The sequence below is a fragment of the Luteimonas sp. 100069 genome, assembly GCF_003813845.1.
In the GTDB taxonomy this organism is placed as follows: Bacteria; Pseudomonadota; Gammaproteobacteria; order Xanthomonadales; family Xanthomonadaceae; genus Luteimonas; species Luteimonas chenhongjianii.
Genome location: NZ_RPFN01000005.1, coordinates 259,708 through 272,089, shown reverse-complemented (window position 1 = coordinate 272,089; position 12,382 = coordinate 259,708). Strand labels below are relative to the sequence as shown.

Annotated in this window: 10 protein-coding genes; 5 read left to right on the top strand and 5 right to left on the bottom strand. The window is 69.1% G+C overall.

All coding sequences use genetic code 11. The features are described from left to right. Nucleotides 1–41: 41 nt before the first annotated feature. From aroQ to EGK76_RS12555, 3 genes are all read right to left on the bottom strand, one after another. Nucleotides 42–485, bottom strand: coding sequence for a type II 3-dehydroquinate dehydratase (aroQ, locus tag EGK76_RS12565; RefSeq protein WP_096297194.1), 444 nt, complete (start codon nt 483–485; stop codon nt 42–44). 101 nt (nt 486–586) lie between these two features. Continuing rightward, nucleotides 587–1,186 (bottom strand): TlpA disulfide reductase family protein, encoded by a 600-nt coding sequence (locus tag EGK76_RS12560; RefSeq protein ID WP_096297195.1) that lies wholly within the window; start codon nt 1,184–1,186, stop codon nt 587–589. Then, nucleotides 1,183–3,603 carry a protein-disulfide reductase DsbD gene (locus EGK76_RS12555; RefSeq protein ID WP_096297196.1) on the bottom strand — a complete coding sequence of 807 codons (2,421 nt, stop codon included), beginning with the start codon at nt 3,601–3,603 and terminating at the stop codon, nt 1,183–1,185. The genes EGK76_RS12560 and EGK76_RS12555 overlap by 4 nt, the downstream gene beginning before the upstream one ends. Nucleotides 3,604–3,840: 237 nt before the next feature. Between EGK76_RS12555 and EGK76_RS12550 the strand changes: the two genes are divergently transcribed. The 4 genes from EGK76_RS12550 to EGK76_RS12535 all read left to right on the top strand — a co-directional run bounded on the left by EGK76_RS12550 (nt 3,841) and on the right by EGK76_RS12535 (nt 8,978). Next, complete coding sequence (locus EGK76_RS12550) at nt 3,841–4,326, top strand: acyloxyacyl hydrolase (RefSeq protein ID WP_096297197.1); 486 nt, start codon at nt 3,841–3,843, stop codon at nt 4,324–4,326. 282 nt (nt 4,327–4,608) lie between these two features. Continuing rightward, nucleotides 4,609–4,899, top strand: coding sequence for a co-chaperone GroES (groES, locus tag EGK76_RS12545; protein ID WP_096297198.1), 291 nt, complete (start codon nt 4,609–4,611; stop codon nt 4,897–4,899). Nucleotides 4,900–4,996: 97 nt separating this feature from the next. Next, nucleotides 4,997–6,634: a chaperonin GroEL gene (gene groL / locus EGK76_RS12540; RefSeq protein ID WP_096297199.1), complete on the top strand. Its 1,638-nt coding sequence runs from the start codon at nt 4,997–4,999 to the stop codon at nt 6,632–6,634. Nucleotides 6,635–6,794: 160 nt separating this feature from the next. After that, complete coding sequence (locus EGK76_RS12535) at nt 6,795–8,978, top strand: hypothetical protein (RefSeq protein ID WP_123832827.1); 2,184 nt, start codon at nt 6,795–6,797, stop codon at nt 8,976–8,978. 25 nt (nt 8,979–9,003) lie between these two features. On the opposite strand, the gene EGK76_RS12530 is transcribed toward EGK76_RS12535, so the two are convergent. Next, nucleotides 9,004–10,221, bottom strand: coding sequence for an NAD(P)/FAD-dependent oxidoreductase (locus EGK76_RS12530; RefSeq protein ID WP_096297201.1), 1,218 nt, complete (start codon nt 10,219–10,221; stop codon nt 9,004–9,006). 259 nt (nt 10,222–10,480) lie between these two features. Between EGK76_RS12530 and EGK76_RS12525 the strand changes: the two genes are divergently transcribed. Then, entirely contained in the window at nt 10,481–10,741 is a 261-nt protein-coding gene (locus EGK76_RS12525; protein ID WP_123832826.1) for a GIY-YIG nuclease family protein, read from the top strand. Between the two features lie 38 nt (nt 10,742–10,779). On the opposite strand, the gene EGK76_RS12520 is transcribed toward EGK76_RS12525, so the two are convergent. Continuing rightward, the gene (locus EGK76_RS12520) at nt 10,780–12,312 is read right to left on the bottom strand and encodes an acetyl-CoA hydrolase/transferase family protein (RefSeq protein WP_123832825.1); all 1,533 of its coding nucleotides are present in this window, start codon (nt 12,310–12,312) and stop codon (nt 10,780–10,782) included. Between the last annotated feature and the right edge of the window lie 70 nt (nt 12,313–12,382).

Genomic DNA, 12,382 nt, shown 5'->3' with positions numbered 1-12,382 from the left:
CGCGAGTACGGGAAAACGGGAATGGAAGTTGCGTCGGGCCTTCAGCCCGCACGCAGCCGGACAAGCGCGGCGTCGAGCGCGTAGCGGTAGCTGTCGGCGCCGAAACCGCAGACGACGCCGACGGCGAGATCGCTGAAATAGCTGGTCTGGCGGAAAGGCTCGCGGCGGTGCGGATTCGACAGGTGGATTTCGAAGAACGGCAGGGCGACGGCGGCCAGTGCATCGCGCAGGGCGACCGAGGTGTGGGTGAACGCCGCCGGATTGAACAGGATCACCGCGGTGCCGTCGTTGCGGGCGGCCTGGATGCGGTCCACCAGCACATGTTCGGCGTTCGACTGCAGCGTTTCGAGGGAGTGACCGGCGGCGCGGGCCGTGCCTTCCAGCATCGCGTCGATCTCCGCCAGCGTCGTCTGTCCATAGACCTCCGGCTCGCGGCTGCCGAGCAGGTTGAGGTTGGGACCATGGAGGACGAGGACGGAGGCCATCGGGTACGCAGGGCGGCGGGTGCGCGAAGTCTGCGGGATGCCTGTGATCGTGTCCAGTTCGCAGACGTTTGGCGATTTTAAACGGTTGTTTGATTTTAAGCTCAGGGCGCGACCCAGCCGTCGATCTCGCCCGGGGCGAACGGCCCGATCCGCTGCTTGAGCAGGCGTCCGTCCTCCGACAACAGCACGGAGTAGGGCAGCACGCCGCGCGGATTGCCGAGCCGCACGCCCGCGTCGGCCGGTCCTGGAGCGTCAAGCGCGATGGCGTAGGCCACCGGGATCCGCTGGAGAAACGCCCGCACGGCGTCGGCGTCATCCAGCGCGACGCCCAGCACCTGCACGCCGATGTCGCCCTGTTCGCGGGCGAAGCGGTCCAGCTCGGGCATTTCCTCGATGCACGGCCCGCACCAGCTGGCCCAGAGGTTCACCAGTACGCGGCGACCCGCATAGGCGGATGGCAGCTCGAGCGGGCTTCCGTCGAGGCGGTTGATTGAGAACGGCGCCACGATGCCGCCGCGCCGCGGCACCGACACGCCTTCCGGGGGTGCCGGCGCGCTCGCGCTCAGGGTGTCGGCATAGAGTCGCTGGCCGGCCTCGGTGCCGAGCAGGGGCCCCGGGCCGCCAACGAACAGGCTGGCCAGCACCCCGAGGCCGCCGGCCACGACCGCGATCGCCACGACTGTCAGCGGACCGACCCTCATGGCGCCACGCCGGCGCGGCCGAGCGCCTCGACGACGACGGCATCGCTGAGCAGGGCGGGCAGGACCTCGCCTTCGCCACCGCCTGCCGGATAGACCACGTAAAGCGGCACGCCGACGGCCCCGTGGGCCTCGAGGAAAGCGCCGATCTCGGGATCGACGTTGGTCCAGTCGCCGACCATATAGGTCGCGCCGGCATCGGCCAGTGCGTCTGCGAACGCAGCACCCGACAGCACCCGGCGCTCGTTGGCCTTGCAGGTCACGCACCAGTCCGCGGTCATGTTGACGAACACCGGGGTGCCGGCTGCGCGCAGCGCAGCCAGGCGCTCGGCCGAATAGGCGACATGCGTGGCGTCCGCGCTGGCGGTCGCGGCCGGAGGTGTCAGTCGGCCTACCGCGACCACCGGCAGCAGCGCGACCAGCGCCAGCGCCAGCGCCAGTCCGCGATGCAGGGCGTGGCCGGTCCAGCGCCGTCGTTCGAACCACCACAGGGCGAGCGCGAGGAACGTCAGGCCGGCGACCAGCAGCGCCATCGCATCCACGCCGCGCTGTTTGCCGAGCACCCAGGCCAGCCACAGCGCGGTCAGGTACATCGGGAACGCCAGAGCCTGCTTGAAGGTCTCCATCCACGCGCCCGGCTTCGGCAGGCGGTCGGCCAGTGCCGGCACCAGGCCGATCAGCAGGAACGGCAGCGCCAGGCCCAGGCCCAGCATGAGGAACACTGCCAGCGCCATCGGCGTCGAGGCGGTGAACGCATAGGCCAGCGCGCTGCCCATGAAGGGCGCGATGCAGGGACTCGCCACCACGCAGGCCAGCATGCCGGTGAAGAAATCGCCGGCCGGCCCGGTGCGCCCGGCCAGCGCCTGGCCCAGGTTGCCGACCCGCCCGCCCAGGCTGAAGACGCCCGACAGGCTCAGTCCGACGGCGAACATCAGATAGGCCAGGGCGGCGACGAACCACGGCTGCTGCAGCTGGAAGCCCCAGCCCATCGCCTGGCCAGCCGCGCGCAGGGCGATCACAAGCAGGCCGACCGCGGCGAAGGCGACCAGTACGCCGGCGGTGTACCAGAGCGCATGCGCACGCGCGGCCGCGCGGCTGCCGCCGCTTTGGGCCAGTCCCAGCACCTTGAGCGAGAGGATCGGCAGCACGCAGGGCATCAGGTTGAGCAGCACGCCACCGAGCAGGGCCAGGCCGAGCGCCGCGAACAGGCCCAGTGAGGTAGCGCCGGGCGGGCGCGTGCGTGCGTCGTTGTCCGGGGCTGCGCCGGGCGTTCCGGGATCGGCGTCGGCGGCGGGGCCGGGCGGATCGACGGCGTCGGGTACCGGATCCTCGGCGCGAGCGGATGCGCCCGGCGTCCCGGCGGGATCCTGCGGAGCTGCCGTGTCCGCACCGCTGGCGGGGGCGGTGCCCGCCACGTCGGCCGCGGTCTGCGCGCGACCTGCAGGCAATGCGACGCGCACCGTGCGGGTCATCGGCGGATAGCAGATGCCTTCGTCCTGGCAGCCCTGGAACGTCGCGACCACGTCGATCTCGGCTGCATCGGCACGCGTGCGCAGCAGGGGCAGCGGCACGTCGATCTGATTGAAATAGACGGTGACGCCGCCGAAATGCGCGTCGTGATGCGACTGTCCCTTCGGCCAGCGCGGCGTGCCGGCGCGGATGCCTTCGGCGCCGCGCACCTCGAAGCGGTTGCGGTCGCGGTAGAGGTAATAGCCCTTTGCCGGGGTGAAGCGCAGCAGTACGGTGTCGGCATCGCCGGGGATGGCCTCGAAGGCGAATGCCCGCTCGGGCGGCAGCGCGTCGTTGGCGCCGGCCAGTGTCGGCGTGCGCCCTGCGCTGGTGCCTCCGAGTGCCTGGCCGAAAGCGGCGAAGCCGGCGTCGCCGGCCTGCCGCGCGGCGGCGCCGGTCGGGGCCGCGGGCAGGGCGACCCGCAGGGTCCGGGTCTGCGGCGGATAGCAGATTCCGGCATCCGCGCAGCCCTGGTATTTCACTTCGACCTGCACGGTCTCGATGCCGGCAGCGGCTGTCCCCTCCAGCACGCCGGTGACGCGACTGCGGTAGGTCTCCACCTCGCCGAAGAACTCGTCGGTATGTCGCCGGCCATCGGGCAGCTGCAACGGGGTGGCCGCGAAGCCCGCTTCGACCCGCGCGCCCATGCGATGCCGGTACAGGTAATAGCCGTCGGCGATTGCCCAGCGGATCTCGATACGGTCGCGGCCCACCGCCTCGGCAGAAACCGCGAGCGCCTCGTCGACCGGCAACACGTCGTCGAAACCGATGCCCTGCGCCTGCGCGGTCCGTGCGCCGATCAGCAGGGCGCAGGCCAGCAGCCAGGCAGTGAGCAGCCGGCTTGTTGTCCACGAAGGTGACGGGTGCCGCCGGGCGCGGCTGGCCAGGGAATGGATGTCGGTCGGACGCATCGAGCCAGTATCGCAGGGCGCCGCCAACGATGCCGAACGCGGGTTCAGCGCACCGCCGTCGGGCCGCGCTGGATCGCTTGCGGCGACTCGCGCAGTGGCTCCGTACGGCCGCTGCCAGGGTGCACCCGGTGAACGCAGTATCCCGCCATCACGCCACGCAGATTAATGAACCCGTCAGTATGATTACCCGCACTTTCCCCTGAACAACGCCGAGCCGCCCGCGGCTCTACCGAGCCGATGCGCCCCATTCCCACACTCTTCATCGCGGCGACCCTGGCCCTGGCCACATGCCCCGTGGCTGCCCAGTCCGCACCCATCGAGATCGGCGCCGGCGCGTCCGCGACCCGGGACAACGAGACCACTCTGGCCCTCACCGCCGCCTGGTTGCCGGAGTGGCGCCGCACCGAACACGGCGTGCTGCGGTGGGATGTCGGCGCGATCTATGTACGCGGCCGCGACGACACCCGGTTGAATCTGGACGAGGACGTGGGCGTGTTCCATGGCGGCGCCCGCTACGAACGCGACAATGGATTCGTCGCCGGTTTCGGCGCTGGCGTGCAGGTCGGGCGTACCGATGCACTGTCGGGCAATCCGCAGTTCGTCAGTTCGATCGGCTGGCGCTGGCAGCGGTTCTCGCTGATGGCGCGGCACATTTCCAACGCCAGCATCAAGCAGCCCAACGACGGCGAGACGATGCTGGTGGCGACCTGGCGCCTGCGCTGATCCGGGCGCGTTGACCGGCCCCGGGCCTCCGCCCGCCGTCGATTTCTCCGCTTGCGTGGACTCGGCGCACGCGGACACGACGGGCGCCGTCCTCTGTCGCGCTCCTGACCGAGGCAAAAAATTTTCGCTCGGCGGGCCTTGAAAAGCCCGGGGGTGTCCCCATCTCCGTTGCAGTCCTGGCTCAGCCGGGTGCGCGCGCTCCGGTTTCTGGCAGTCGCAATATGCGACTGCTAGAATCCGCGCACGATTTGTTTACGATCAATAACTTAGCGAGGGTGAAAAATGAGCAACCTGAAGCCGCTGTACGACCGCATCGTGGTCAAGCCCGTCGAGGCAGAAGAGAAGAGCGCCGGCGGCATCCTGATCCCCGACAACGCCAAGGAAAAGCCCACCAAGGGTGAAGTCGTCGCCGTCGGCGAGGGCAAGGCACTCGACAACGGCAGCGTGCGCGCGCCGAAGGTCAAGGTCGGTGACATCGTGATCTACGGTCAGTACGCCGGCAGCGCCTACAAGGCGGACGGCATCGAATACAAGATCGTCAAGGAAGACGACATCCTCGCGATCGTCGGCTGATCCGCAGCGGACGCGCCGCGTCCGCGCGACACCGCGATCGATCTTGGCGGGCTGGCCCCGCCTTCAATCCCCTGAAATATTTCTGAGGTAATTACGAATGGCTGCGAAGGAAATCCGCTTCGGCGAAGACGCGCGCTCCAAGATGGTGCGTGGCGTGAATGTGCTCGCCAATGCCGTCAAGGCAACCCTGGGCCCGAAGGGCCGCAACGTCGTGCTCGAGAAGAGCTTCGGCGCGCCGACGATCACCAAGGACGGCGTGTCCGTCGCCAAGGAGATCGAGCTGGCCGACAAGTTCGAGAACATGGGCGCGCAGATGGTCAAGGAAGTCGCTTCCAAGACCTCCGACAACGCCGGTGACGGCACCACCACCGCGACCGTGCTGGCCCAGGCCCTGATCCGCGAAGGTTCCAAGGCGGTTGCCGCCGGCATGAACCCGATGGACCTCAAGCGCGGCATCGACAAGGCGGTCATCGCCGCCGTCGCCGAGCTCAAGAAGCTGTCCAAGCCGACGGCCGACGACAAGGCGATCGCCCAGGTCGGCACGATCTCGGCCAACTCGGACGAATCCATCGGCACGATCATCGCCGACGCGATGAAGAAGGTCGGCAAGGAAGGCGTGATCACGGTCGAGGAAGGCTCGGGCCTGGACAACGAACTCGACGTCGTCGAGGGCATGCAGTTCGACCGCGGCTACCTGTCGCCGTACTTCGTCAACAACCAGCAGTCGATGTCGGCGGAACTGGATGACCCGTTCATCCTCCTCTACGACAAGAAGATCTCGAACGTCCGTGACCTGCTGCCCGTGCTGGAAGGCGTGGCCAAGGCCGGCAAGCCGCTGCTGATCGTCGCCGAGGAAGTCGAAGGCGAGGCGCTGGCGACCCTGGTGGTCAACACCATCCGCGGCATCGTCAAGGTCTGCGCCGTCAAGGCGCCGGGCTTCGGCGACCGTCGCAAGGCGATGCTCGAAGACATGGCCACCCTGACCGGCGGCACCGTGATCTCCGAGGAAGTGGGCCTGTCGCTCGAGAAGGCGACCATCGCCGACCTCGGCCGTGCCAAGAAGGTGCAGGTCTCCAAGGAGAACACCACCATCATCGACGGCGCCGGCGAGACCAGCGGCATCGAAGCGCGCATCAAGCAGATCAAGGCGCAGATCGAAGAGACCTCGTCCGACTACGACCGCGAGAAGCTGCAGGAGCGCGTGGCCAAGCTGGCCGGCGGTGTTGCGGTGATCAAGGTCGGCGCGTCGACCGAGATCGAGATGAAGGAAAAGAAGGCCCGCGTCGAAGACGCCCTGCACGCCACGCGGGCAGCGGTCGAGGAAGGCGTGGTCCCCGGTGGTGGCGTGGCGCTGGTGCGCGCGCTGCAGGCGATCGGCGAGCTCAAGGGCGCGAACGAAGACCAGAACCACGGCATCGTCATCGCCCTGCGTGCGATGGAAGCGCCGCTGCGCGAGATCGTCACCAACTGCGGTGAAGAGCCGAGCGTCGTGCTGAACAAGGTCAAGGACGGCAGCGGCAACTACGGCTACAACGCCGCGACCGGCGAGTACGGCGACATGATCGCGTTCGGCATCCTGGACCCGACCAAGGTCACCCGTTCGGCGCTGCAGAACGCAGCCTCGATCGCCGGCCTGATGATCACCACCGAAGCGATGGTGGCCGAGCTGCCGAAGAAGGAAGAGCCGGCGATGCCGGGCGGCGGCATGGGCGGCATGGGCGGCATGGATTTCTGATCCAGCGCCACCTGTCCCACCGTTGCATGAAGAACCCCGCCGCGAGGCGGGGTTTTTCTTTGGGCGCGCTCCGACGGTCCGGCGTCGACGCCGGCGGGCATGCCTGTGTTGGGCGACACCGTCTAGACGATCCTCACCCTGTTTCGTTCAAGCTTCGCGTATGCCCCATCCGCTGATCGCCAGGCTGCGCACCCACCGCCGCGGCCTCCGGATCGCCGCCATCGTGATTGCGGCGCTGTATGCGTTGTATCTGCTCGCCGCCAACATCTTTCTCAACAGCGCCTGGGGCGCGGGCGTGATCAACGCCAGACCCGAGCGCTATCACGCGCGCTGGGATTGGGCGATGAGCCTGTATCCGGGGCACATCCATGCGCGCGACATCGTCATGGGCGGACATGCGCGCACCACCCGTTGGACGGTTGCCAGTCCGCGCGCGAACGGACGCATCAAACTGCTGCCGCTGTTGCGGCGCGAAGCGGCGTTCGGCAGGATCCGCGCCCAGGACGTATCCGTGCACGTCGCGCGGGCGTCGCGCGATCTGCTTCCGGCCCGCCGTGCGGACAAGCCATGGACGCTCCGCTTCGACGCGATCACCACGCCGAGCCTGCTGCGGTTCGATTTCTACGAGGCGCGGGTGACCGGGCGCGGTGATGCGCGCTTCGTGTTCGAGAAGACCCTGCAGGGTGGACCGATGGCGGTTGGTCCGTCCACGCTGGCGATGCCCGACGCGACGCTGCAGGTGGGCGAGGTGACGCTGCTGCGCGATGGGCGGCTGGCACTGGAGATCTCGATTCCGGCACACGTCCGCGAACAGGCGGAGGGCGAGGAAAAACTGGTGCTGCTCGATGCGCGCATGCGCGTCGAGGGGCCGGCGCCGGGGCTGGACCTGAAGGTCCGCAACGACGAGCCGTTGCCGATCGGAACCACCGGCGCGCTGGGTCGGCTGGACGCCGATCTGACGCTCGAGCGCGGCGTGCTGATGCCCGGCAGCCGGCTCGACTGGTCTGCGCCGGTGTTCTCCAGCGATGCCGCCGGCGCGCCGGTTCGACATCCGCTCGGCGTGGCGCTGCGCACTGCCGACGACACGATCCTCATCGCGGTGCGGGTGCCGCCGGAATCTCCGGGCCCTGCGCCCTGGCTGCGCGCCGACCTGCGCGTCGAAGACCGCCGGCTCGACCCCGACGACTGGCTGCGGCCGCTGCGGGCGCTGGGCGGCACGGTGCAGGCGCAATGGCCGGCGGTGCCGCTGCGCTGGATCGGCGTGATCCTCGACGATCTCGACTGGCTGTCCTTCGATGGGCGCGCCGATCTGGAGGCGGATCTCCAGCTGCACGACGGCGCGCTGCAGGCGGGCAGCCGGCTCGATGTGGATCAGGCCGAACTGGCTGCACGCGTGCTCGACAACCGCTTCCGCGGACAGGCGCATGCGCAGATGCGCATGAGTGAGGAGAGCGGCGGGATCCGTACGGCGATCGGCATCGTCCTGGAGCGCTTCACCCTGGGTCCAGAGGCCTCACCCGGCGTCATTGACCTGCGCGGGCGTGACCTGCGCCTGGACCTGGCCTCCACCGGCCCGCTGGCGGAGTTCCACAGCAATCTCGACGCGCGCCTGCGTTTCGACGACGCCGAGGTCCCGGATCTGCGCACCTTCAACCGTTACCTGCCCGGCCAGAGCGCTCGCCTCAACGGCGGCAGCGGAGAGGCCAGCGGCGACATCCGGCTCGACAACGCCGGCGAGATGATCAACGGGCACATCCGCGTGCGCGGTCAGGACGTGCGCCTGGCCCTCGGTCCCTCGCAGCTGTCGGGCAATGTGGATCTCGACAGCAAGCTGTCGCGGATGCAGCGGGTCGGCCGCCACTACACGATCGACGAGATGGCCGTGCGCGTCGACGGCGTGCGCCTGGACGGGTTGGAGGACGCAACGCCGTGGTGGGCACAGGTCGCGCTCGAGGACGGCACGCTCGAGTGGAAGGAGCCCTTCGCGGTGCGCGGCCGCGCGCAGGTCGACATGCGTGATGTCAGCGTGCTGCTGGGGCTGTTCGCCGAACGCAGCGCGTTTCCGCGCTGGATCGGCAACCTGATCGATTCCGGCGAGGCACACGCGACCGCCGATCTGCAGGTAAGTGGCCGCGAGTTGATCTTCGACCGGGTAGAGGCCCACAACGACCGTATCGACCTGCTGGCGCGCCTGCGGATCCTCGACGGGAAACCGCAGGGTGATCTCTACGCGCGCTGGGGCATCCTCGGCCTGGGCGTGGAGCTCGACGACGGCAAGCGCACCCTGCACATCGCCGGGGCCCGCGAGTGGTTCGAATCACAACCCCCGCTGCTGGCGGAGTAGGCCGGCCACGGCCGGCGTGCGGGGTTCAGGCCGCGCTGCCCGCGGCCATGCCCGATGCCCAGGCCCACTGGAAGTTGTAGCCGCCGAGCCAGCCGGTCACGTCGAGTACCTCGCCGACGAAGTACAGGCCGGGCGCGTGCTGTGATTCGAGCGTGCGCGAGGACACGCCCGCGGTGTCCACGCCGCCGAGCGTGACCTCGGCGGTGCGATAGCCCTCGGTGCCGCTGGCCACCAGAGGCCAGGCCTGCAGCAGCGCGGCCGTGTCGTGCAACTGGGGCGGCGTGAGCTGCTTCATCGGCCGGTTCGCCAGCCAGATCTCGCACAGGCGCTGGGCGAAGCGGCGCGGCATCAGTTCGGCCAGCACGTTCTTCAGTTCGGTGCCGGGGCGCTCGGCCTGCTGCGCCTGCAGCCAGGCGAGCGCATCACGGCCGGGCAGCAGGTCCAGGCGCAGATCGTCGCCCGGCTGCCAGTAGGAGGAGATCTGCAGGATCGCCGGCCCGCTGATGCCTCGATGGGTGATGAGCATCCGGTTGCGGAAGTGCGCGCCGTTGCAGCTGGCTTCTACATCGAGTGCGACGCCGGACAGGTCGGCCAGGCGTTCCTGGTGCTTGCCGCTGAGGGTGAGCGGCACCAGGCCCGCACGCGTGGGCACCAGCGCATGGCCGAAGGCCTGCGCGATCTCGTAGCCGAAGCCGGTCGCGCCCATGCTCGGGATCGACAGGCCGCCGGTCGCGATCACCAGCGAGGCGCATTCCAGGCGTCCCAGCGCCGTCGCGAGCGTGTAGCCGTCGGTGCTCCGGCGCGGCAGCTCCACCTGGCAATGCGTGCGCACTTCCACGCCGGCGGCGACGGCCTCGTCGAGCAGCAGCTGCACGATCTGCTTCGATGATCCGTCGCAGAAGAGCTGTCCCAGTTCCTTCTCGTGCCAGGCGATGCCGTGCGCGTCGACCAGATCGATGAAATCCTGCGGCGTGTAGCGCGCCAGCGCCGACTTGCAGAAATGCGGGTTGCCCGAGATGTACTGCGCCGGCGTGGTGCCGGTGTTGGTGAAATTGCAGTGGCCGCCGCCGGACATCAGGATCTTCTTGCCGACCTTGTTGGCGTGGTCGAGCACCAGCACGCGCCGGCCGCGCTGGCCGGCCGCGATCGCCGCCATCAGGCCGGCCGCACCGGCGCCGAGGACGATGACGTCCCAGTCGGTGGACGCCAGGACAGGGGAAGCGGAGGCAGGGGCTGCGGGCATCGCGGGCGGGGCGGAACAGGGGCGCGCAGTCTAGCGGTCGTCGGCGGGAGGCGTCGCCGCCGCCTTGCATCCGCGTCACCGTGTCGTCGACGCGCGATGCGATCCGCGGGCAGCGCGATGCCGGTCGCCGGGTGCGGATGCGGCGTGTCCTGGCCAAAAAATGCCTCGCGCCCGCAGTGCGTGCCGACTTTCGGCGCGCGGCGGCAGCCCCTGACTGCCGCGCGTAGCCGGACCCGGGTGCGCGCGGGATAATGCTGCGATGACCGTCTCGCCACCCTGGCACCTGTACCTGCTCGAATGCCGGGACGGCAGCTACTACGCGGGCATCACCCTCGATCTCGAAGCGCGCTTCATCGCACACGCCCTCGGGCGCGGGGCCAAATACACGCGGGCCAACCCGCCGGTGCGCATCGTCGCCAGCCGGATGTTTCCCGACCGCGCCAGCGCATCGCGCGCGGAATGGCAGCTCAAGCGCCAGCCGCGCGCACGCAAGCTGGCCTGGCTGCTCGCACTGGCCTGAGTCCCGCCCGGGGGCGGGCTTCGAGGCCTGGAGCGCCGTCAGGAGGGCGGGTTCGCCGCCGGACGCATATCACCCGTATCGAGCCAGCGCTGGTGCCATGACAGCGCCTCGGGCAGCAGATGCGGGGTGTGCTTGCCGTAGCTGTCGCGCAGTGCACGCTCGAAGTAGTCCTCGAGCGCGTCGCGATAGTCGGGGTGCGCGCAGCGGTCGATCAACTGCCGCGCGCGCTGCTTGGGCGACAGCCCACGCAGGTCCGCCAGGCCCTGCTCGGTGACGATGATCGAGACATCGTGCTCGGTGTGGTCGACGTGGCTGACCATCGGCACGATGGACGAGATCGTGCCGTTCTTCGCGGTACTCGGGCTCATGAAGATGGACATGAAGCCGTTGCGCGCGAAGTCGCCGGAACCGCCGATGCCGTTCTGCATGCGACTGCCCATGATGTGGGTGGAGTTGATGTTGCCGTACAGGTCCACCTCGACCATTCCGTTCATGCCGATGCAGCCCAGCCGCCGCACCAGTTCCGGATGGTTGGAGATCTCCTGCGTGCGCAGGATGATCTTGCGGCGGAAGAAGTCGATCTCGTCCTTGAACGCGGCATTGGCCTCGGGGCTCATCGCAAAGCCGGTGCACGAGGCACTGGCCAGCACCCCGCTGCGCAGCAGGTCGAGCATGCCGTCCTGGATCACTTCGGTGAAGGCGGTGAGATCGCGGAAGCCGCTCTTCGCCAGTCCCGCCAGCACGGCATTGGGAATATTGCCCACGCCCGACTGCAGCGGCAGCAGGTTGGCCGGCAAGCGGCCCTTGTCCACTTCGTGGCGCAGGAATTCGATCAGGTGCCCGGCGATCTGCTCGCTGGTCGCATCGACGGGACTGAAAGGACTGTTGCGGTCCGGGGCCCGCGTGCGCACGACCGCGACGATCTTGTCCGGATCCACGCGCAATGCGGTCTCGCCGATCCGGTCGTCCGGATGTTCCAGCGGAATCGGCCGGCGGTGCGGCGGCAGCGCGGTGCCGTAGTAGATGTCGTGCATGCCTTCGAGACCGGCCGGCTGCCAGTCGTTGACCTCCACGATCACGTGCTTGGCCAGGTCCAGCCAGGTCTTGGAATTGCCCACCGACGTCGACGGCACGATGCTGCCGTCCTCGCGGATCGCGACGGCCTCAATCACCGCCACATCGATATCGCCGTAGAAACCGAACCACGCGTGCTGCGCGACATGGCTCAGGTGCGCGTCGATGTAGGCCAGCGTGCCGTCGTTGATCCGGCGCCGCGCATCGGGATCGCTCTGGAACGGCAGCCGCAGCGCGATGCCGTCGACCTTGGCCAGCGCGCCGTCGAGTTCCGGCGCAGTGGATGCGCCGGTCAGCAGCCGGATCTGGAATGCCTCGCCGGCCGCGTGTGCGGCCTCGATACGGGCGGCCAGCGCCTGCGGCACCGACTTCGGATACCCGGAGCCGGTGAACCCGCTCATGGCCACGGTCTGGCCGGGGTGGATCAGGGCGGCAGCGGTCGCGGCGGGCACGACTCGGTCGCGCAGGGCGGCGTTGCGGATGCGGTCTTCGGACATGGTGGTGGAGCACGCGGGGGAATCGCGATTATCGCCTGTGGCCGGGTGCCCCGGTGGGGTGCAGTGGCTA

Excerpts from the sequence above, each read along its gene's own strand:
- EGK76_RS12555 (WP_096297196.1), bottom strand. The coding sequence starts at position 3,603 with ATGCGTCCGACCGACATCCATTCCCTGGCCAGCCGCGCCCGGCGGCAC.
- groL (WP_096297199.1), top strand. The coding sequence starts at position 4,997 with ATGGCTGCGAAGGAAATCCGCTTCGGCGAAGACGCGCGCTCCAAGATG.
- EGK76_RS12550 (WP_096297197.1), top strand. The coding sequence starts at position 3,841 with ATGCGCCCCATTCCCACACTCTTCATCGCGGCGACCCTGGCCCTGGCC.
- aroQ (WP_096297194.1), bottom strand. The coding sequence starts at position 485 with ATGGCCTCCGTCCTCGTCCTCCATGGTCCCAACCTCAACCTGCTCGGC.
- EGK76_RS12535 (WP_123832827.1), top strand. The coding sequence starts at position 6,795 with ATGCCCCATCCGCTGATCGCCAGGCTGCGCACCCACCGCCGCGGCCTC.
- EGK76_RS12530 (WP_096297201.1), bottom strand. The coding sequence starts at position 10,221 with ATGCCCGCAGCCCCTGCCTCCGCTTCCCCTGTCCTGGCGTCCACCGAC.
- EGK76_RS12525 (WP_123832826.1), top strand. The coding sequence starts at position 10,481 with ATGACCGTCTCGCCACCCTGGCACCTGTACCTGCTCGAATGCCGGGAC.
- groES (WP_096297198.1), top strand. The coding sequence starts at position 4,609 with ATGAGCAACCTGAAGCCGCTGTACGACCGCATCGTGGTCAAGCCCGTC.
- EGK76_RS12520 (WP_123832825.1), bottom strand. The coding sequence starts at position 12,312 with ATGTCCGAAGACCGCATCCGCAACGCCGCCCTGCGCGACCGAGTCGTG.
- EGK76_RS12560 (WP_096297195.1), bottom strand. The coding sequence starts at position 1,186 with ATGAGGGTCGGTCCGCTGACAGTCGTGGCGATCGCGGTCGTGGCCGGC.